This window comes from Streptococcus mitis (assembly GCF_005844455.1).
Classification (GTDB): domain Bacteria; phylum Bacillota; class Bacilli; order Lactobacillales; family Streptococcaceae; genus Streptococcus; species Streptococcus mitis_BF.
This window is the reverse complement of the sequence record NZ_SPGF01000010.1, coordinates 1-16,104: the sequence shown is the minus strand read 5'-3', so window position 1 is coordinate 16,104 and position 16,104 is coordinate 1. Positions and strand designations below refer to the sequence as shown.

Annotated in this window: 26 protein-coding genes and 1 other RNA gene; 6 read left to right on the top strand and 21 right to left on the bottom strand. The window is 38.8% G+C overall.

All coding sequences use genetic code 11. From position 1 onward, the window contains the following. Nucleotides 1-2: 2 nt before the first annotated feature. The 9 genes from FGQ53_RS03245 to FGQ53_RS03210 all read right to left on the bottom strand — a co-directional run bounded on the left by FGQ53_RS03245 (nt 3) and on the right by FGQ53_RS03210 (nt 4,124). Nucleotides 3-272, bottom strand: a complete 270-nt coding sequence (locus tag FGQ53_RS03245) for a hypothetical protein (RefSeq protein WP_138335718.1) — start codon at nt 270-272, stop codon at nt 3-5. A gap of 2 nt (nt 273-274) precedes the next feature. Then, nucleotides 275-1,327, bottom strand: a complete 1,053-nt coding sequence (locus FGQ53_RS03240) for a DUF1351 domain-containing protein (RefSeq protein WP_138335716.1) — start codon at nt 1,325-1,327, stop codon at nt 275-277. 9 nt (nt 1,328-1,336) lie between these two features. Beyond that, a complete protein-coding gene (gene bet, locus FGQ53_RS03235) occupies nt 1,337-2,089 on the bottom strand; it encodes a phage recombination protein Bet (protein WP_138335714.1) in 753 nt (250 codons plus the stop codon). After that, nucleotides 2,086-2,265, bottom strand: coding sequence for a hypothetical protein (locus FGQ53_RS03230; RefSeq protein ID WP_138335712.1), 180 nt, complete (start codon nt 2,263-2,265; stop codon nt 2,086-2,088). Before FGQ53_RS03230 ends, bet begins: the two co-directional genes overlap by 4 nt. Before the next feature lie 105 nt (nt 2,266-2,370). Continuing rightward, on the bottom strand, nt 2,371-2,514 hold the full coding sequence (locus tag FGQ53_RS11715) for a hypothetical protein (RefSeq protein WP_171019066.1): 144 nt from the start codon (nt 2,512-2,514) through the stop codon (nt 2,371-2,373). Nucleotides 2,515-2,530: 16 nt separating this feature from the next. Then, on the bottom strand, nt 2,531-2,857 hold the full coding sequence (locus FGQ53_RS03225; protein WP_138335710.1) for a hypothetical protein: 327 nt from the start codon (nt 2,855-2,857) through the stop codon (nt 2,531-2,533). A gap of 14 nt (nt 2,858-2,871) precedes the next feature. Then, nucleotides 2,872-3,150, bottom strand: coding sequence for a hypothetical protein (locus FGQ53_RS03220; RefSeq protein ID WP_138335708.1), 279 nt, complete (start codon nt 3,148-3,150; stop codon nt 2,872-2,874). An 88-nt stretch (nt 3,151-3,238) separates the two neighbouring features. Then, the gene (locus FGQ53_RS03215) at nt 3,239-3,526 is read right to left on the bottom strand and encodes a hypothetical protein (RefSeq protein ID WP_138335706.1); all 288 of its coding nucleotides are present in this window, start codon (nt 3,524-3,526) and stop codon (nt 3,239-3,241) included. Between the two features lie 235 nt (nt 3,527-3,761). After that, nucleotides 3,762-4,124, bottom strand: coding sequence for an ArsR/SmtB family transcription factor (locus FGQ53_RS03210; RefSeq protein WP_138335704.1), 363 nt, complete (start codon nt 4,122-4,124; stop codon nt 3,762-3,764). Between the two features lie 99 nt (nt 4,125-4,223). Between FGQ53_RS03210 and FGQ53_RS03205 the strand changes: the two genes are divergently transcribed. Then, nucleotides 4,224-5,024, top strand: coding sequence for a TIGR02391 family protein (locus tag FGQ53_RS03205; RefSeq protein ID WP_125852336.1), 801 nt, complete (start codon nt 4,224-4,226; stop codon nt 5,022-5,024). On the opposite strand, the gene FGQ53_RS03200 is transcribed toward FGQ53_RS03205, so the two are convergent. From FGQ53_RS03200 to FGQ53_RS03180, 5 genes are read right to left on the bottom strand one after another with little or no spacing between them, the layout of a single operon-like run. Next, entirely contained in the window at nt 4,959-5,210 is a 252-nt protein-coding gene (locus tag FGQ53_RS03200; RefSeq protein ID WP_125852338.1) for a hypothetical protein, read from the bottom strand. The genes FGQ53_RS03205 and FGQ53_RS03200 overlap by 66 nt on opposite strands. A 28-nt stretch (nt 5,211-5,238) precedes the next feature. Further along, nucleotides 5,239-5,649, bottom strand: a complete 411-nt coding sequence (locus FGQ53_RS03195; RefSeq protein WP_138335702.1) for an ORF6C domain-containing protein — start codon at nt 5,647-5,649, stop codon at nt 5,239-5,241. Continuing rightward, on the bottom strand, nt 5,646-6,521 hold the full coding sequence (locus FGQ53_RS03190; RefSeq protein ID WP_138335700.1) for a DUF3102 domain-containing protein: 876 nt from the start codon (nt 6,519-6,521) through the stop codon (nt 5,646-5,648). Before FGQ53_RS03190 ends, FGQ53_RS03195 begins: the two co-directional genes overlap by 4 nt. 41 nt (nt 6,522-6,562) lie before the next feature. Continuing rightward, nucleotides 6,563-6,751, bottom strand: coding sequence for a helix-turn-helix transcriptional regulator (locus FGQ53_RS03185; RefSeq protein WP_001161207.1), 189 nt, complete (start codon nt 6,749-6,751; stop codon nt 6,563-6,565). 12 nt (nt 6,752-6,763) lie between these two features. Further along, entirely contained in the window at nt 6,764-6,949 is a 186-nt protein-coding gene (locus FGQ53_RS03180; RefSeq protein ID WP_138335698.1) for a helix-turn-helix domain-containing protein, read from the bottom strand. A 146-nt stretch (nt 6,950-7,095) separates the two neighbouring features. On the opposite strand from FGQ53_RS03180, the gene FGQ53_RS03175 reads away from it, so the two are divergent. Next, on the top strand, nt 7,096-7,338 hold the full coding sequence (locus FGQ53_RS03175) for a hypothetical protein (RefSeq protein ID WP_138335696.1): 243 nt from the start codon (nt 7,096-7,098) through the stop codon (nt 7,336-7,338). A 297-nt stretch (nt 7,339-7,635) separates the two neighbouring features. On the opposite strand, the gene FGQ53_RS03165 is transcribed toward FGQ53_RS03175, so the two are convergent. Continuing rightward, nucleotides 7,636-7,779 carry a hypothetical protein gene (locus FGQ53_RS03165; protein WP_138335692.1) on the bottom strand — a complete coding sequence of 48 codons (144 nt, stop codon included), beginning with the start codon at nt 7,777-7,779 and terminating at the stop codon, nt 7,636-7,638. A 141-nt stretch (nt 7,780-7,920) separates the two neighbouring features. Between FGQ53_RS03165 and FGQ53_RS03160 the strand changes: the two genes are divergently transcribed. Beyond that, nucleotides 7,921-8,709: a helix-turn-helix domain-containing protein gene (locus tag FGQ53_RS03160; RefSeq protein ID WP_138335690.1), complete on the top strand. Its 789-nt coding sequence runs from the start codon at nt 7,921-7,923 to the stop codon at nt 8,707-8,709. Between the two features lie 177 nt (nt 8,710-8,886). Here FGQ53_RS03160 and FGQ53_RS03155 read toward each other — a convergent pair whose 3' ends face one another. Both FGQ53_RS03155 and FGQ53_RS03150 read right to left on the bottom strand, forming a co-directional pair. Beyond that, a complete protein-coding gene (locus FGQ53_RS03155) occupies nt 8,887-9,078 on the bottom strand; it encodes a hypothetical protein (protein WP_138335688.1) in 192 nt (63 codons plus the stop codon). 95 nt (nt 9,079-9,173) lie between these two features. Beyond that, nucleotides 9,174-9,368 (bottom strand): hypothetical protein, encoded by a 195-nt coding sequence (locus FGQ53_RS03150; RefSeq protein ID WP_138335686.1) that lies wholly within the window; start codon nt 9,366-9,368, stop codon nt 9,174-9,176. 196 nt (nt 9,369-9,564) lie between these two features. Here FGQ53_RS03150 and FGQ53_RS03145 point away from each other — a divergent pair, with 196 nt between their 5' ends. Then, nucleotides 9,565-10,647: a tyrosine-type recombinase/integrase gene (locus FGQ53_RS03145; protein WP_138335684.1), complete on the top strand. Its 1,083-nt coding sequence runs from the start codon at nt 9,565-9,567 to the stop codon at nt 10,645-10,647. Between the two features lie 152 nt (nt 10,648-10,799). Here the strand turns inward: FGQ53_RS03145 and ssrA are convergent. The 4 genes from ssrA to FGQ53_RS03125 form a co-directional block, all read right to left on the bottom strand. Next, nucleotides 10,800-11,147, bottom strand: a transfer-messenger RNA (tmRNA) gene (ssrA, locus tag FGQ53_RS03140). A gap of 61 nt (nt 11,148-11,208) precedes the next feature. Continuing rightward, nucleotides 11,209-11,844, bottom strand: coding sequence for an SGNH/GDSL hydrolase family protein (locus FGQ53_RS03135; protein ID WP_138335682.1), 636 nt, complete (start codon nt 11,842-11,844; stop codon nt 11,209-11,211). 1 nt (nt 11,845) lies between these two features. Then, a complete protein-coding gene (locus FGQ53_RS03130; RefSeq protein WP_138335681.1) occupies nt 11,846-12,673 on the bottom strand; it encodes an HAD family hydrolase in 828 nt (275 codons plus the stop codon). A 21-nt stretch (nt 12,674-12,694) separates the two neighbouring features. Further along, nucleotides 12,695-14,014: a CapA family protein gene (locus FGQ53_RS03125; protein WP_138335679.1), complete on the bottom strand. Its 1,320-nt coding sequence runs from the start codon at nt 14,012-14,014 to the stop codon at nt 12,695-12,697. Nucleotides 14,015-14,340: 326 nt separating this feature from the next. Between FGQ53_RS03125 and def the strand changes: the two genes are divergently transcribed. Continuing rightward, complete coding sequence (gene def, locus FGQ53_RS03120) at nt 14,341-14,952, top strand: peptide deformylase (RefSeq protein ID WP_138335677.1); 612 nt, start codon at nt 14,341-14,343, stop codon at nt 14,950-14,952. A gap of 44 nt (nt 14,953-14,996) precedes the next feature. Next, nucleotides 14,997-15,725 carry a 23S rRNA (guanosine(2251)-2'-O)-methyltransferase RlmB gene (rlmB, locus tag FGQ53_RS03115; protein WP_000855742.1) on the top strand — a complete coding sequence of 243 codons (729 nt, stop codon included), beginning with the start codon at nt 14,997-14,999 and terminating at the stop codon, nt 15,723-15,725. The last annotated feature ends 379 nt before the right edge of the window (nt 15,726-16,104 follow it).

The following is a 16,104-nucleotide window of genomic DNA, read 5'->3' as shown; positions in this document are numbered from 1 at the left end:
TCCTAAAATGGCAACAATTCAATTATGATAAAATCGTCCTCAACTACTTTGACTTTATCAACATACGCATTCTGTACCTCTTCTTCTGTGTGATACATTGTTCTGTTTTCAACACTTTCATTCCAACGAATAAAACGAGGTTTGAGTCCAGGCCATCCAGAACGACCAAACAAAGCAATACACTCATCTTTATCTTGATGTATAGCGAATGTAATACCATGTGGGCAGCCTGTGTCATGAGTTTCTAGTATATCTTTTACTTGTTTACTCATACTTACCACCCACATTGCTCATTGAGTTCAGCCTGAGTCAATGGCTCAATACGTTGATAACCACTGACTTGATAGTTCTTTTTAAAATCAAATCCGAGTTGACTTAGACCAGCCTTGAAACGGTCTTTTTCGGCTGTGTCTACAAAATACACTTCCAAAGTCATTTTTTGGGTATATCGTTTTAAGCCATTTTCAGCCCCTTTGACAGCTTCTTGTTTGTTTTGGGATAATTGCCCACCGTCTAAGATTTCGCCCGTCTCTGGGTCAAAATTTGCGGTCTCCGTTGATTCTAACGCTTGCTCTTGTTGCTTAGCTAAAAGTTCCTCACGTTCTCGTTCAGCTCGCTCTTGAGCCAATCTCACTTCTTCCTTTTGCTTTTCAAAAGCGTAGTCTGCCTTGATTTGTTCCAACACTTCAACCAAAGTCATGTCTTTCAACATCCGAATATATGGCTGGTCTGTCATTCCGTACTCGGCACATTGTCCTGAGATTGCTGAGATAGTTTTCTTGTACTCTTCTTGCTTCTGATACTCAAATGTAATCATGTCATCAAGCGACTTCATCGTAACTTTCTTGAGTGTCACACCGTCAGCCATGAAACCGCCTGCCTTGATGTACTCAAGGGCTTTCTCGTCAAATAGACGAGGGTCCAGCATATACTCAGCTGATTTGTTGGCTATGTAACTCTTAACCGTATCTATTTTTAGTTGTCTTTGATGTTCTTCGATTTCCTTGATACCTTTATCAAATTCACTAACTACGGTTGCAAATGGTTCAATAATTGACTTTGCATAACTATCCCATGTGTTAGCCGTCTCTGATAGCAAGTTTTTAGTATCGATACGGATACGATTTTTAGACTCAATTAGCTTATTAAATTCAGCTCGCTTTGCCTTGTCATCTTTGAGAGTACTAGCTGTAGGAATATAGTCCTTGTACTTTTCAGTAGCCTCTATGAGGTCTTTTTCAAAAGACTCTCTAGTAAGCTCATCCGTTGTAATCATTTCATAAATTTTATTGATTTTCTTATCATCAATAACCTGTAATTCTTGCATGTTGTCCTCCTAATATTCAAGTTCACCGTCTAGCAACTCGCCCTGGATTGGTTCCTCAGTTTGAGCAGGTTCGGGACCTGCATGATTTGCCTCTTGCTCTTTGTTAAATTGCTCAATCTGAGCCATCTTGCGTGCTACGACATCCTCACGGCTTTCTTGAGGTGTGACGTCTTTGATACGGTCAAATGTTTCTCCACCGTCATCCTCTGTGTACATGTTTCCCAAATCCTCAGGGAAAGCCTCTCTAAGAGCATTTACTAGAGCTGTTTTTCTAATCATGGTAGCTGGCATAGCGTTCCAGGTACTTTGTTTCTTGTCATATTCCTCACGACTAACAAAGATTTCCACAGGTACCTTGAAATTTTTGCGGTACACTCTGGCCCATCCACCTATCAGTGTATCTCCTGGGAGCATGATTGCCCCTTTGCGTTCATGCATAACACCCTCGCTATCTACCGCCACTACTCCAGCCTCAAAGCCCTCATAATCTTTACATTGAGCAGCACGCTTTAAGAACGCCTCTTTAGAGACAATCAAGCTAAACTCTGTGCCTCCATTACGGTTTTTGCAAGCTACAATGTAGACCTCGTTAGTAAACGGGTTAAGATTGCGACCTTTACACAAGGCTAGCGCCCGACCTACTTGTTTGTCAGTCAGTAGGTTTTGTGGGTCAAAATACTTTTTGATGTCTGCTCCGGTCAGTAAACTTGGGTCAATAGTGATGTCACGTTTTGTCTTCGTTGCTAATTGATTATTCGTCATTTCTTTCTTCCTTTCGTCTTCTTCAGATTCCAATTTTCACGCTTTAAGCGCTTGTTTTCGTTTTGTAATTTCAAAATAACGTCTTGTTGTTCGTTGATGATTCGCCCCAGCTCTTGGCCAAGATGAATATATTCAGCTCGCCAGTTATCGATTTCTGCGTGCAGTTCCTGAATCATATTTCATCACCCACATATCGACGTCGACCGCATCCGATATCCACATACTCGCTTGGGTCAAGTTCTTCACGTTCTTCAGGCGGTTGCATTATATCTCTGTCATAATCAAACATGAGCATACACCTTTCCGAGTTCCAGAACTCGTTTCACATATCTAGCTTTGGATGTCAGTCCGAGATTCAGCAATTCGTTTTTTTCTTCATGATTGGCCAAAAGCCACACACGGTTTTCAAGTTCAATTCTAGTCATTAGCGTCTCCTTTGCTCTATCCCAAATACTTTGCACAGCGTACTCTTCGTGGTTCTGGCAAAGCTAACGGCTCAGGACGCAATCCTACAGGCGGTTCATTATCAAACGTAAAACCTTTGAACTCCCGACGGATATTCTTGCGGATTTGTTCTCTTTCAATCTCACGACCCATTTCAAGCAATTCATTACAAGCTCTAACCACTTGCGTATCATACTCTTCTTGTAATCGTCTTTCTTCCTCTTTTTGCTTTTCTAACTGATGAGCTAGAATCCCTGCGCTGATAAATCCCAAAATCACTGCGCCAGTTCCTAAAAGTTGGCTAACTAATGGTGGTTCAAACATTTTTTCTTTCTCCTTTATTTCGCTAACTGACTTTGAAACCGTAGTACGTCGTTCAAGTCATATAAATATTTACCGCCTTTAGCATTTTGCTGGTAGCGGAATTTCCCTGCGTCTCTGAAATCTTCGATTTTCTTGCGACCCCAGCCTGTTCGTTCCTGGACCTTTTTGATTGAAGCCCAGTCCGTGCCTCTTGCCACTCGTAGTTTAGCTTCAGTCATAGCTTTCACATTCAACTGGACAAGTTCTTCCAGCAATTCATTTTTGAAATCTTCTCCAAACAATTCCAAAGCCATTGGCAATTTCCTCTCTTTCGTGTTATAATCATGTTGAATATTTAAGTATGCGCCTGATTGCCGTCAGGTGCTTTTTGTTGTCTTCTAATCAGATTTTTCCTTCTCGTTTTTGAGTTTTGGCAATAAAGTCTGAGTAAGCTTGCTCAAACGCTTCTAAAACTTGAGGAACCACAACCACGCCATTAGTTTCAATAACATCTGGTGTAAAATCAATAGTGATTTTTGGTTTTTCGTTCGCAGGCATTTCTAGTCTAAAGCTAGTAACTCCACGACCAAGCTCCCAGTCATTGATTTTTATTGAGTAGCCTGACGAATGCAAACATTGACCTTCAGCAGGTTCCTGCTTTGGTTTAATGCTTAGTTTTAATTGCTTCATGAGTACTCCTTTCCCATTTTGCAAAGTCCTAAATTTTAAATTTCTCTCTTTTATTTATTTAGAGAAGTATTAGTTGGTTGTAAGTTAGTATTTATTACTAAGTTAGTGCCGTTAGGCTTAGATTATTATTAAGTTAGTACTTGTTGTATAGTTAGTATTTATTAGAGGGCAATTTTACACATGGCAATTTTACACATGGCAATTTTACACATGGCAATATTTTCCAACTGTATTTTTAAACTTCGTCATCTGTGGATAACTCTTTTTCAAGATTAGTTTTTAGATACTCAAAGCAATCATCTGAGATAGGCATATCTGAAAAAAATCTGTGTACTGTGACACCTTTACCTCTGCCTAGTCCTAAGCGGTATACTTTGAGATAACCAGCTTTCTCTAAAAGTTTAAAGTGCTCATCTACCGTGCGCCTACTTATCCCTAGACGTCGTGCAATCTCGTCAGGATACACAACCCAATCAGACTTGTTAGTCAGTATGACTGCCAAAATCCCTATTGTGGCTGGTTTCAGTTGCTTATCTTGAGTGAAAGTGTTATTGATAGCCGTGTAATTTTCGTGAGTGTTTCTTAGAATATACTGCATACCTCATATTTAAGCCCCTTTCTGTAACCTTGCTTGCACATTCATCTTCCTCCTTTTCAAATGTGGTATAATCAAAATAAAAACGATTGGAGAGTAATTATGTCATCGTTAAAAAGTCAAGATATTGAATTGATTTGTCAGGTTCTATGTAATGAAATAACAGGCAGTCAAATCACCACCATGTTAACTACTCTTGGTTTGCCCGTAGGAGATACAACATATACTAAATGGCGCAGACTAAGCGCTATCTTGATTGCTGCTTGTTCCCAACAAAGGAGCCTACGTCCAATCTTCGACTCAGTTGAGTATATCTGTGTTCCGAGTAAATATATTGACGCACCAGAAAATTGGGAAATTCTCAAGAAAAATATAAATAAAACGCTGATTTTTAGAGGTTTTGAACTTGACGATTCTGGAAAAGTTCAAAAAATAACAAAAGTCCAAACATTCAAAGATGCTAAGTTGCGACTCCAAACCCTTGAAGAACGATTGAAAGACAGCGACATACACCCTCTCGTTTCAAAATATTGCTCCAAAGAATTACTACAAGAAAACTATTTCCATGCAATCTTAGAGGCTAGCAAGGGAATATTTTATCGGATAAGAGAAATGACAGGCTCTACATTAGATTCTGGAAAACTTATCGAAGAATGCTTCAAAAAGAACAATCCCGTTATTGTCATAAATGGCAATAAATTACAATCTGATGAAGAACTAAGCGCTTATCAAGGTTTAAAGCACCTACTTTTATCCATAGCACAGTTATACCGAAACACAAACGCTCATAGTTTAAAACTTTATAATCCTAACGATTTAAACGATGCCATAACCGCTCTAACTCTTATGTCCCTCGCTCACAATCTCCTTGACGGCTGCTCCAATGCTCGGAGATTGGATTAGTAACTTATAGAAATCCGCTGTCACTGCCGCCAATTTCAGCGCTTCGTCATCTATTGGACTGTTATAGTCCTCTAAATGATGAAGCTTTTTTGTTAACTGGTCTGACAAGTGTTCAGTTTGTCTAAAAATCGATTTTTGAAGCAATGTGACTGGATTTAGTAATTTAATTTCGTCTAGTTCGTTCATGGTTACTCCCTTCTAAGTTGCTTATCATTTACCCATTCATGGTCTTGATTTCCATCTTGGTATTATGTGATGGTTCCCATGACTTCCAGTAATCAAAAGCCCTCTCTTCGTCTTTTTTCTTCAGCAGGTCATACCGTGGAATCCTAAAGAATTCTTTAAAGTCTTTAGCAGCCTGACGAAAGACCTTGCTGGCAAAAGAGCGATCTTTATAAGCTTGACTATCCTTACCACCAAGAGCCCTGATAACTTTCACTCTTCGTAAATTTTCAAGCTCTAAACAAATTGATGGATTGACGGGTTGCTCGTTTTTTAAATAATCAACATCCCCTGCTAAAACTTCCTGATTTTGCTTCAATTCTTTTTGAGTTTGTAGAACTTGAATCAAGATATCTTCTTGGGTTAGTTCGCTAGGTTGGCTTTTAACTATTTCATGCGTCATAAAATTTCTCCTTCCAAGATTTGATTGTCTTTATTTCTGATTTTTTGTAAATCCGTAAAGAATCGGATGCCTCGATTTACGAAACTGTCGAACTCCTGACCAGCAACACCGTCCGTATGTAAGACTTTTTCTTCATCGGCGTAGATAAGACCGCCCATATTGGCAAGAAAATCATTCCCTTTCTGGATAAGGCTAAGGATATTCTTGTAGGAAGCGATTTTTTTCTGGTAGTCGTCCAACTGCCCTTGGGATTGCTGGATGGCTTTTGTCAATTCGTCGTACTTATTTGATTTTTCATCCACTTCTGCGCGTTGGTCGTAGAGGTCTTTTAATTGAGCTTCAAGAAAAGCATTCCTTTCCTCTGCCGACTTGGCTCGGGCTTCTAGTTTTTGGTGATTCTGGAGTGCTTCTTGGTAGTCTGCTGGCATAACAGGAACTTCTTTCACGATTTCCTTAGTCTGTTCTTGCCCCTTTTGCAGTTCCAGTATTTTTCTTTTAGCTGCAGAAAATTTTAACTTCAAATCTTGCAATTCTCTGACCGTTGGGTTATCTCCTTGCTCAATCCTGTTAATTTGAGCCTGTTTCTCTTCCGCTGGAAGTGTTGCGATGAGATAAAGGGCTGATGTTCCCAAATCGTTCAACGTTGAACGATTTGAAAGTTGTTTTGCTATGGTCATCATCTTTCTAGCTTCACTATGTGAAATATTGATGTTATCAAGCCATTGTCCGAACTGTCCATGTACCAAATTATGTTCCTTAACATGATTTAGGCGTCTTCCGATTTCCCAAATTGACTGACCTGCAATTTGTTTGTGATGATTGATTTCTAGTTCAATCTGATTGAGATTGTTTGATAAAGATATTTCATTCATTCGTTCTCCTTTCTTTTTGTTTAATTTGTTAAACATTTTCTTTAAAAAAAATCTTTCACTTGCTTATTAAAAACTACTGCTAATTTTTGAAGTGTTCGAATTTTAACTGTTGACGATTGACCTGATTCAATCAAGTGTATTGTTGTTCGAGAAACATTTGACTTCTCTGCAAGTTCCTCTTGAGACATTTTCTCTTTTTCACGCCATTTTCTTAAACGTTCTCCTTGCACGCACTCACCCCCTTATCTTAATTCATCTATGCTGATTTCCAGTGCATCAGCTATTTTGCATATATTAGGCCATGAAAGGTATTTTACCTTTCCGCTTTTCAAATCAGAAAAGAAACTACGATTGACTCCAGACATCTTAGATAATTGATGTCCGTTCAAATTTCTTTCTTGCATGATTCTGTTTAATTGTTCCCACATTTTTACCACCCCAAAACACTATATGTTGTTAAACAAATATATTTAATCAACAACATGTTGTGTTTTTCTGCTATCTATGTTATAATCATTCTTGACTAGGACCTCTCACCGTTTTAGTCAAAATTTCAATAGAAAGGAGATTTAATATGGATTCTAATAAATTTATGGAAGTTGTAACAAAACACATAGATCAAAATTTTGATTCAAACAATCAACTAGTAGAATACGTTGTATCTGAATTAAGTTCGTTAGATTTAAATCTTAATACTGAACAAGCTCAACATATTGTCAACATTATTGAATATGTGTCAAAATCAACTTCTAAAAGCGCCATTATTGCTTTGGTAAATTCCATGCTAGAACTTGGGCTTCTAAAGAGCGACAACTAATTTTATTTGTATCCCAAGTTGTTGTCAGACTTTTTGAATCTATCAGTTTTTTTTGAACTAACTCAGGGTCTGCCTTTATTAAGGTATGGCCTTTTTTTCCACTATACGGATATCGGTTTGGTTTCATTTTTCTACTCCTTATCTTTTTTATCACATCGGTATTCCATTATCTTACGAATAGTGAAAGATACAATCACAAATCCTGCTAGGATTATCAATCCAACATTTTCATCCATTGCTTTTCACGGCAAATGATGGTACACTATCAAGTAGAGGTTGGGGCTTCTGCCCCTTTCTCTACTTTTTCTTAAGCTCTTTGTCTTTGAGCTTGTAAGCTAAGTACTGCTTATGCCAAAGACGAGCTTCTCTGATTAAGCCTAGTGCCAAGATGACGGTTGTGGTGTCCTTGGTTACTAGGCTTTTTATGATGTGTTCCATCATTTGCCTTACCTCCTTTTCCTTAAGCTTGATTATAGTTTAACACGTTAAACATAAAATGTCAAGTGTGTTAAACAAAAAAATTTACTTTTTTTATTTAAAGATGTATAATAGATTAAACAATATATAGAAAGGGGTTTTTAAATGAAGTTAGGAGAATTGCTAAAATCATATAGAACAGAGCATAAATTATCAATGGATGCTTTTTGTGAATTATCTGATTTAACAAAAGGATATATTTCTATGCTTGAAAAAAATGAACATCCAAAATCGAAAAAGCCCATTGTCCCATCTTATGACACAATAGAAAAAATTGCTAAAGGAATGCAAATTTCCGCAGAAGATTTAATTGATATGCTTGATGATGATCAAGAAATTCAAATCAACGCTACTCCAGATCTTCTCTCAAAATCCCCCATCCAAACCATCTACGACCAACTAAAACCTCCAAGACAGGTCAAAGTCCTGACCTATGCCGAGAGGCAACTGAATGAGCAAAAAAACGAAGAAGAAACGAAGATAAACGAAGTATCGGAAGTTATCATCAGACTGGACGACTACAGACAGACGACTTACCGACGTGTTACTGGGGTTGTCTCTGCTGGTAGTGGTTCGATGCAGGATGACGATTTAGATATGGAAGTTTCATTCTATGAAGATGAAATACCAGACGACTACGACGCTATCGCTTATGTCGTCGGCAACTCTATGGAGCCAAAGATAAAGAATGGCGACTATCTATTTATAAAGAATACACCTCAAGTTGACTATAACACAATCGGCATCTTCCAAGTAGACGGTGCTAACTATGTTAAGAAACTGCGTCAAGGGTATTTAGAAAGCCTTAACCCTGAATGTGCTGATATACATCTAGATGAAAGCAACGATATTCGCACCATCGGCGAAGTCGTGGGTATATACAGAGAGAATTAAAAAAAGGTCAGGGCAACGTGTGCTTCCTGACCTAATCCTATAAAGCTATTCTAAACTTTTAAGCTAAATATGTCAATAGCAACCATCTTTTCATGGTCTATTGTGCAAAAACAGGGGAAAATGACAAATAGAAAACCAATTTTACAGACTAAAGCGAAAAAATAAGCGTTGACTCTCCTAATGTCTCTTACGAAAACGTAGCCCAAACGCAAATGGATTCCGATGAGAATCAGAGTGAGGGATGATTTTTACGACTAGAATAAAAATCACAAAGGTTATTAAAATAATACTCCTGTCTAAAAAAGAAAGAGTGAGGGAAAAAATAGAATACAACAATAAATATCCCCAAAGGATTTGAATGTTTTTCATACTAACTCCTCCTCTTTGCTTTCTTAATTTGATTTTAGCAAAAACAAACTGTTTAGTAAAGGTAGGCAAGGCTGACCACCTAGTAAGACCTATTACTATTTATTTCGAGGACTAAATAGATGCCCGTAGCGCTGATTAAAACACTCTCTTTTTAAATCGAGTTCTCCCTCGCCTGTTTTAATATCCATGCGGACTCTATCAGCAAATTCATTGTGGCGCAATTCCATTTCTTTTTTAGATTGCTCCATCTTTTGACACTTTTGATTGATGTGAGTAAAAAAAGAAAACATATCATTGCCCCACCTTTCAACACTATTGTACAACTAACAGTAACAAAAAGCAACTGTTTCCATTTTGGAAACAACTCAAAAAAATCCCCACACTCGCCATCGCCAAATTTTGAGTGTGAGGAAATTCTGTATAGTAAAAGGCATTAAAAAGCCCTCTTTACTATACCCATTTTAACAAGAAATGAGGTGAAAATCAATGGAAATTAAGTCTTATAAAAAGAAAAACGGAGAGACGGCTTTTGGTTTTAGAATTTACGTCGGAAAAGAAAATGGAAAAGACAAGTATATTAAACGAAGAGGATTTGCCACAAAGGCAAAAGCAAGGGCAGCACTACTTCAACTTCAGGATGATATTGAGAGTGGCGAGCAAAGAAGGAAAGAAATCACGGTTGAGGAAATCGCAAAAAAATGGCTTAAAGATTATTCTGAGACAGTGCAAGAAAGCACATACATCAAGACATCTAGGAATTTTAAGAATCACATCTATCCAGCTTTCGGCAATAGGAAAATAGCTAGTATCACTCCTCTTCAAATGCAAGAGCAGGCCAATGAATGGTCTAGAAAATTAGTCTATGGTCGTAAGTTAAAAGGATTGATGAATAATGTTTTTAAATACGCAATCAGGCATGGCTACATTGAAACCAATCCAGTTGATAGCGTGATTACCTCGACAAGAAAGAAATCAGATAACAAGAGCGACTTTTACAACAAAGACGAACTTCAAGAATTCTTAAAACTTGTCAGTAAGACAAAGGATCTAGAGAAGATAACTCTATTCCGTCTTCTGGCCTTCACAGGGGCACGAAAAGGGGAAATTTTAGCCCTTGAATGGAAAGACTGGACAGATGATACTCTGGACATAAATAAGGCCATTACAAGAGGTTTTGCAGGCGAAGAGATAGGCAACACCAAAACGGTAAGCAGTAATCGACTAATCAGTCTGGACAAGAAGACAAAAAGTATTTTGAAAAAATGGAAAAAGCAAAATCCAAACACCAAATACATTTTTGAAAATGAATTTAAAAAGCCAATTCCAAGCACATTGCCCAGAAAGTGGCTTATCAAAATTGTGGAAGGCAGCGACTTGCGTCCAATTAAAATCCACGGTTTCAGACATACACATGCTAGCCTTTGTTTTGACGCTGGTATGACTTTGAAGCAAGTCCAACATCGGTTAGGGCATTCCGACTTGAAGACAACCATGAACGTTTATACTCACATAACCAAGCAAGCGAAGGACGACATCGGAGAACGCTTTGCCAATTATATTGATTTTTAAACACGACAGACCTTCTTCAAAAAGAGGGTCTGTTTTAGGGTCTGTCTTTTTCGCAAAAGAATACCAAGGAATACCAAAGACAAAAACAAAAAACGTTGATTTAACAACGTTTTACCAAGGAATGCAAAAGAATGCAAAGGAATGCAAAGGAATAATGGAGCCGGTGGGAGTCGAACCCACGTCCAAACACCTGCCAACATATTTGTCTACAACCATAGGTTATGTATTATTTTAACAGTCCCTCGACACATAACTCAAGCCTAGAAACTGCGAGTCTATCAATCTCTTATCAAGTCGCTAAACAAGACTTAATCGTATCTCGCTAATAATAAGACCTGTCATTGAACACGAGCAATCCAAATCGGGTCACGCCTGCTGTTTTTTAGGCAGCTAGAGCGTAAGAAGTGTTATTTTTTGCAGTTATATTTAACTGAGCGTTTACGTCGCCACACGAGTCGCAAAATATGCCTCATAATGCCTGTCGAATCCGTAACGACCCCAAAAGACAATAAAACAATTATACCTTATCTAAGTCAAAAATGCAAAAAGGAAATCAACTAACTAAAAAAGATAGTCTTTCAAGGCTTTTGACAAAACCTGATAACCCGCAATACTGAGGTGCAGTCCGTCAGTAGTGTAGTCTTTTTTGAGTTGGCCTGCTTGGTCTGTCAAACTATCAAAAACTGGCACAAATTCCACCTGCATATAGGCAGAAGCAAACTCTTGATAGGCTTGATTCCAGTTCTGAATTTTTTCATTCGTGCGGATATAAACTGTCTGCTTGTACTCCTCTCCCTCATTGACTGGCAAAATGGAAAGCAATTTAATCTCTGTCAGTGGGTAATCGCGAGCAATGAATTGAATGATTGCTTCGAGATTATTGAGAGCATCATTCAAAGGCACATCTTTTCCGATATCGTTCGTCCCAATTAAAAGGACAATTTTATCTAACGCCCCACCATAAAGATGAGCATCAAGGTTATCTAGCAACAGCCCTGTCTGATATCCTCGAATGCCTCGATTGACAATCGTCTTTGCAGTCCCAAACAGCTCCTGCAGAGGGTAATACTCAACAATGGAGTCCCCAATAAAGAGAATATCGGGCTCTACAATGGAAACCTGATTTAAGTGACGATACTTGGTTTGGATTTTTTCTTGTTCCTTTAGTAACCAATTTTCTAATAACTGTACTGCCACTTCATTCTCCTTTTTCTAACCAGTTTTCCAAGACTTGATAAACTCCTCCTTGGCTATTGGCTGGCGCTAGAACAGTCGCCACAGCTTTGGCCTTATCATCAGCATTTTCCATCGCATAGGCAATTCCAGCCATTTCAAGCATTTCAACATCATTTTCACTGTCACCAAAAGCCATAATTTGTTGGGGGGTTAATTCCCAGCGCTTGAGTAATTTTTCCAAGCCCCATGCTTTATGAATCCCAGATTGGAGAATATCAATGCAACCATAGCCACTGGATACAGCCCGGACACGGCCATCAAAGAGGTCATTAATCTCTTCCAAGACCGAACTCAAACGCTCCTCGCCAACAACCATGCTCATCTTGAGCACACCACCAAAGAGGTCAGAGGTTAATTCGTCCACAAATTGCATCCGTTGGTAGAATTTTTCAATCATTTCTGGAGTCATAAAACTTTCAAGGTCTGTAAAAATCGTACCTTCTTTGACAAAACCACCCTTCATCCCCGTTACAACAAATTGGTCCTGACACGCTCGACAATTGAAATGAGCCAAAGCCTTATCGACAATGGCATCATCCCAAGTCTGGGCCTGAATCAGTTCATTATTTTCAAAAATACGAGCACCATTGGCAACAACCATAACCACTCGATTCACCAAGTGCTCCAGTAGTTGCCTCATGCGGTGAATTTCATTGCCCGTCGCGATGACAAAACGAACACCCCTTTGATCCAACTGATCTAAAATCTTTTCCAATCGTGGGAGATCAAGCTGGCCTCTAGCATCCAGCAAGGTCCCATCCATATCTGTCGCAATTACCTTAATAGCCATTTACTTCCCTCTGGATTCAAGCTAATCCCACTTCAATCCCACATGTTCATTCATTTCTTTGTAGGCTGTATCAATTCGTTCCTTAGTCGCTTCATCTAATTGATCACGATGACTGCCACCCTCTATGAAATCTTCCAAGATATAGGTTTGATAATGATATAAAGGATAGCCTTCTGGTGAAAAGGTTCCCTTTGGTGTTCGATTGACCCAAGTAGGATGAGCTTTAGCTGTTCCGATAGTTGTTTTTCCATCCTTCTTCTTAATGGTTACATCCATGAGAACGCCACGTTCAGTCCACTTAGCATTCTCTACCCCTTGCATGGTCTCAATTCGTTGATTAGAAATGAAGTTCCCCATTGAATAGATAATGAGTTTCTTGTCCCCATCTTTTTCAACAATTTCAGACGGTTCAACTACGTGTGGATGCCCTCCAAAGATAATATCTGCTCCCCAATCAATCATCTTGTGATACAAAGCTTTTTGCTCTTCAGTCGGTTCTATGCGATACTCAACACCCATTTGTGGCATGATAATGGTGATATCTGCTTCCTTTTCCGCCCGTTCAATTTCAGACTTCATTTTATTCTCATCTAAATCTGAAAGATAGTGATTATAATCCTCTTGAGAAATATTTTGCTCAATTCCATTAAATCCATAAGAATAAGCCAAAAGCGCAACCTTGATACCATTCACTTCCTTAATGACCAGCGGAGCCTGATCACGTGGCTCGTGCGTATAAACTCCGATTGGAGTGATTCCAGCTTTTTCGATAGCATTTGCCGTTGAAATAACCCCCTCAATTTGCGAATCCAAAATATGATTATGAGCCAAATCTAGAACATGATAACCTGCATCCTTAATGGCATCCATAACTTCAGCAGGAGCATTAAAGAGAGGATAACCTGCTAAATAATGATCCTTATTAATGGTTCCTTCAAAGTCACCAATAGCTAAGTCTGCTTGCTTAAGCCAAGGAGTAACATACTCAAAATTCTCATGAAAATCATACGTTCCATCATCCTTTTTTGCTGAAAAGTAAAGAATATCATGATAAAGCAAATCACCATGAGCCATAATTCTAGCAGTTTTTTCCTCTTCCTGCTCCTGAGACTTTTGCTTAGTTCCTTCTTGAGAAATAGCTTCTCGTTTTTGACTGGTTAAGGGAATTCCTTGGAAACTTTCAAAGAATAGGACCAAGCCCATTGATAAAGTAACCGCTAGCAAGAGTATAGCCACAAATCCCTTGTTACTCCACTTACGATAACGTCTAAAAAAGTTGACCAAACCTTTCACAAAGCGAAAAACTGGTCCACGTTTATGTCTATCTTGTCTTCTTTGCATCTTCATTCTCCCTACTTTCTAATGCAAGCCTTTTCTTTTTATTATATCACAGATAAGTAATTCTTTCACAATTGATACTCTTCGAAAATCAAATTCAAACCACGTCAGCGTCGCCTTACCGTATATATGTTACCGACTTCGTCAGTTCTATCTACAACCTCAAAGCAGTGCTTTGAGCAACCTACGGCTAGCTTCCTAGTTTGCTCTTTGATTTTCATTGAGTATGAATTAAACTTCCTATCTATTTTCTATAAATCCTAAAGGCTGTAATACTTTCAATTCTTGTCATTTTGTGATATCATGTAGAGGTAATGAAAGGAGAGAAAATGTCTGCTATAGAACGTATTACAAAAGCTGCTCACTTAATTGATATGAAAGATATTATCCGCGAGGGGAATCCAACTCTACGCGCAGTTGCTGAGGAAGTCACTTTCCCCTTGTCTGACCAGGAAATCATCCTTGGTGAAAAGATGATGCAATTCCTCAAACATTCCCAAGATCCTGTCATGGCTGAAAAAATGGGGCTACGAGGTGGGGTTGGACTTGCTGCTCCCCAATTGGATATCTCAAAACGCATTATCGCTGTTTTAGTACCAAATATTGTTGAAGAAGGTGAAACTCCAGAGGAAGCTTACGACTTACAAGCTATTATGTATAATCCAAAAATCGTCTCTCACTCTGTTCAAGACGCTGCTCTTGGCGAAGGAGAAGGTTGCCTCTCTGTTGACCGCAACGTACCTGGCTATGTTGTTCGCCATGCCCGCGTTACTGTTGACTACTTTGACAAGAACGGCGAAAAACACCGTATTAAGCTCAAAGGTTACAACTCCATCGTTGTTCAGCATGAAATTGACCACATCAACGGAATCATGTTTTACGATCGTATCAATGAAAAAGACCCATTTGAAGTTAAAGATGGTTTACTAATTCTTGAATAAAGAAAATCCCGTTGCAAGACGGGGTTTTGTGTTATAATAGAGGCATGAAAACAAATGATATTGTCTATGGCGTCCACGCCGTTACCGAAGCCCTACTTGCAAACACAGGAAACAAACTCTACCTCCAAGAAGACCTCCGAGGTAAGAATGTTGAAAAAGTCAAGGAACTGGCTACAGAAAAGAAAGTCTCCATTTCTTGGACTTCAAAAAAATCCCTCTCTGAGATGACTGAAGGTGCTGTTCACCAAGGTTTTGTTTTACGAGTATCCGAATTTGCCTATAGTGAGCTGGATCACATCCTTGCCAAAACACGCCAAGAAGAAAATCCACTTCTATTGATTCTGGATGGCTTAACTGACCCTCACAACCTAGGATCCATCCTGAGAACAGCCGATGCAACCAATGTTTCAGGTGTCATCATTCCCAAGCACCGTGCTGTCGGTGTTACTCCTGTCGTTGCCAAAACGGCCACAGGTGCTATTGAGCACGTTCCAATCGCTCGAGTGACCAATCTGAGCCAAACTCTGGACAAACTCAAGGATGAAGGCTTCTGGACCTTTGGAACGGATATGAACGGTACTCCTTGCCACAAGTGGAATACAAAAGGGAAAATCGCCCTCATCATCGGAAATGAAGGAAAAGGCATTTCTAGCAACATCAAAAAACAGGTCGATGAAATGATTACCATTCCGATGAATGGACATGTTCAAAGCCTCAATGCCAGTGTTGCTGCAGCCATTCTTATGTATGAAGTTTTCCGAAATAGACTATAAAAGAGGCTGGGCAAAAACCAACTTCTAATTAAAAGCACGCAATGATTCCAGCTTTTCTCACAATCAAGCTGAAATCATTGTGTACTTTTTAAATAGCTGATTTGTAGATTGAATTCTTGGACAATTTTGTAACCCCCATGCTCATCATGCTCATTAAGATGAATCCTAACTCTACTACGCTGGCCTACTTGTCTCTAACACACACTCTGAGTTCACCAAAAATATTCTCTAATTTACGAAAAACGAGATCAGTTGCCATCTTACATTTTGCATAGATTCTAGATTTTTTCTTCAATATATGCAAAATGAACCAAAAATAGTACACAATGTGGTATAATATTCTTATGGCATATTCAATAGATTTTCGTAAAAAAGTTCT

What these genes read in the sequence shown, in the direction of transcription:
- FGQ53_RS03155 (WP_138335688.1), bottom strand. Translation starts at nt 9,078, where the DNA reads ATGAAAAACATTCAAATCCTTTGGGGATATTTATTGTTGTATTCTATT.
- FGQ53_RS03195 (WP_138335702.1), bottom strand. Translation starts at nt 5,649, where the DNA reads ATGACGCATGAAATAGTTAAAAGCCAACCTAGCGAACTAACCCAAGAA.
- rlmB (WP_000855742.1), top strand. Translation starts at nt 14,997, where the DNA reads ATGAAAACAAATGATATTGTCTATGGCGTCCACGCCGTTACCGAAGCC.
- FGQ53_RS03205 (WP_125852336.1), top strand. Translation starts at nt 4,224, where the DNA reads ATGTCATCGTTAAAAAGTCAAGATATTGAATTGATTTGTCAGGTTCTA.
- def (WP_138335677.1), top strand. Translation starts at nt 14,341, where the DNA reads ATGTCTGCTATAGAACGTATTACAAAAGCTGCTCACTTAATTGATATG.
- FGQ53_RS03175 (WP_138335696.1), top strand. Translation starts at nt 7,096, where the DNA reads ATGGATTCTAATAAATTTATGGAAGTTGTAACAAAACACATAGATCAA.
- FGQ53_RS03230 (WP_138335712.1), bottom strand. Translation starts at nt 2,265, where the DNA reads ATGATTCAGGAACTGCACGCAGAAATCGATAACTGGCGAGCTGAATAT.
- FGQ53_RS03245 (WP_138335718.1), bottom strand. Translation starts at nt 272, where the DNA reads ATGAGTAAACAAGTAAAAGATATACTAGAAACTCATGACACAGGCTGC.
- FGQ53_RS03145 (WP_138335684.1), top strand. Translation starts at nt 9,565, where the DNA reads ATGGAAATTAAGTCTTATAAAAAGAAAAACGGAGAGACGGCTTTTGGT.
- FGQ53_RS03130 (WP_138335681.1), bottom strand. Translation starts at nt 12,673, where the DNA reads ATGGCTATTAAGGTAATTGCGACAGATATGGATGGGACCTTGCTGGAT.
- FGQ53_RS03180 (WP_138335698.1), bottom strand. Translation starts at nt 6,949, where the DNA reads ATGTGGGAACAATTAAACAGAATCATGCAAGAAAGAAATTTGAACGGA.
- FGQ53_RS03220 (WP_138335708.1), bottom strand. Translation starts at nt 3,150, where the DNA reads ATGGCTTTGGAATTGTTTGGAGAAGATTTCAAAAATGAATTGCTGGAA.
- FGQ53_RS03150 (WP_138335686.1), bottom strand. Translation starts at nt 9,368, where the DNA reads ATGTTTTCTTTTTTTACTCACATCAATCAAAAGTGTCAAAAGATGGAG.
- FGQ53_RS03165 (WP_138335692.1), bottom strand. Translation starts at nt 7,779, where the DNA reads ATGATGGAACACATCATAAAAAGCCTAGTAACCAAGGACACCACAACC.
- FGQ53_RS03225 (WP_138335710.1), bottom strand. Translation starts at nt 2,857, where the DNA reads ATGTTTGAACCACCATTAGTTAGCCAACTTTTAGGAACTGGCGCAGTG.
- FGQ53_RS03210 (WP_138335704.1), bottom strand. Translation starts at nt 4,124, where the DNA reads ATGCAGTATATTCTAAGAAACACTCACGAAAATTACACGGCTATCAAT.
- FGQ53_RS03200 (WP_125852338.1), bottom strand. Translation starts at nt 5,210, where the DNA reads ATGAACGAACTAGACGAAATTAAATTACTAAATCCAGTCACATTGCTT.
- FGQ53_RS03215 (WP_138335706.1), bottom strand. Translation starts at nt 3,526, where the DNA reads ATGAAGCAATTAAAACTAAGCATTAAACCAAAGCAGGAACCTGCTGAA.
- FGQ53_RS03240 (WP_138335716.1), bottom strand. Translation starts at nt 1,327, where the DNA reads ATGCAAGAATTACAGGTTATTGATGATAAGAAAATCAATAAAATTTAT.
- FGQ53_RS03190 (WP_138335700.1), bottom strand. Translation starts at nt 6,521, where the DNA reads ATGAATGAAATATCTTTATCAAACAATCTCAATCAGATTGAACTAGAA.
- bet (WP_138335714.1), bottom strand. Translation starts at nt 2,089, where the DNA reads ATGACGAATAATCAATTAGCAACGAAGACAAAACGTGACATCACTATT.
- FGQ53_RS03160 (WP_138335690.1), top strand. Translation starts at nt 7,921, where the DNA reads ATGAAGTTAGGAGAATTGCTAAAATCATATAGAACAGAGCATAAATTA.
- FGQ53_RS03125 (WP_138335679.1), bottom strand. Translation starts at nt 14,014, where the DNA reads ATGCAAAGAAGACAAGATAGACATAAACGTGGACCAGTTTTTCGCTTT.
- FGQ53_RS11715 (WP_171019066.1), bottom strand. Translation starts at nt 2,514, where the DNA reads ATGACTAGAATTGAACTTGAAAACCGTGTGTGGCTTTTGGCCAATCAT.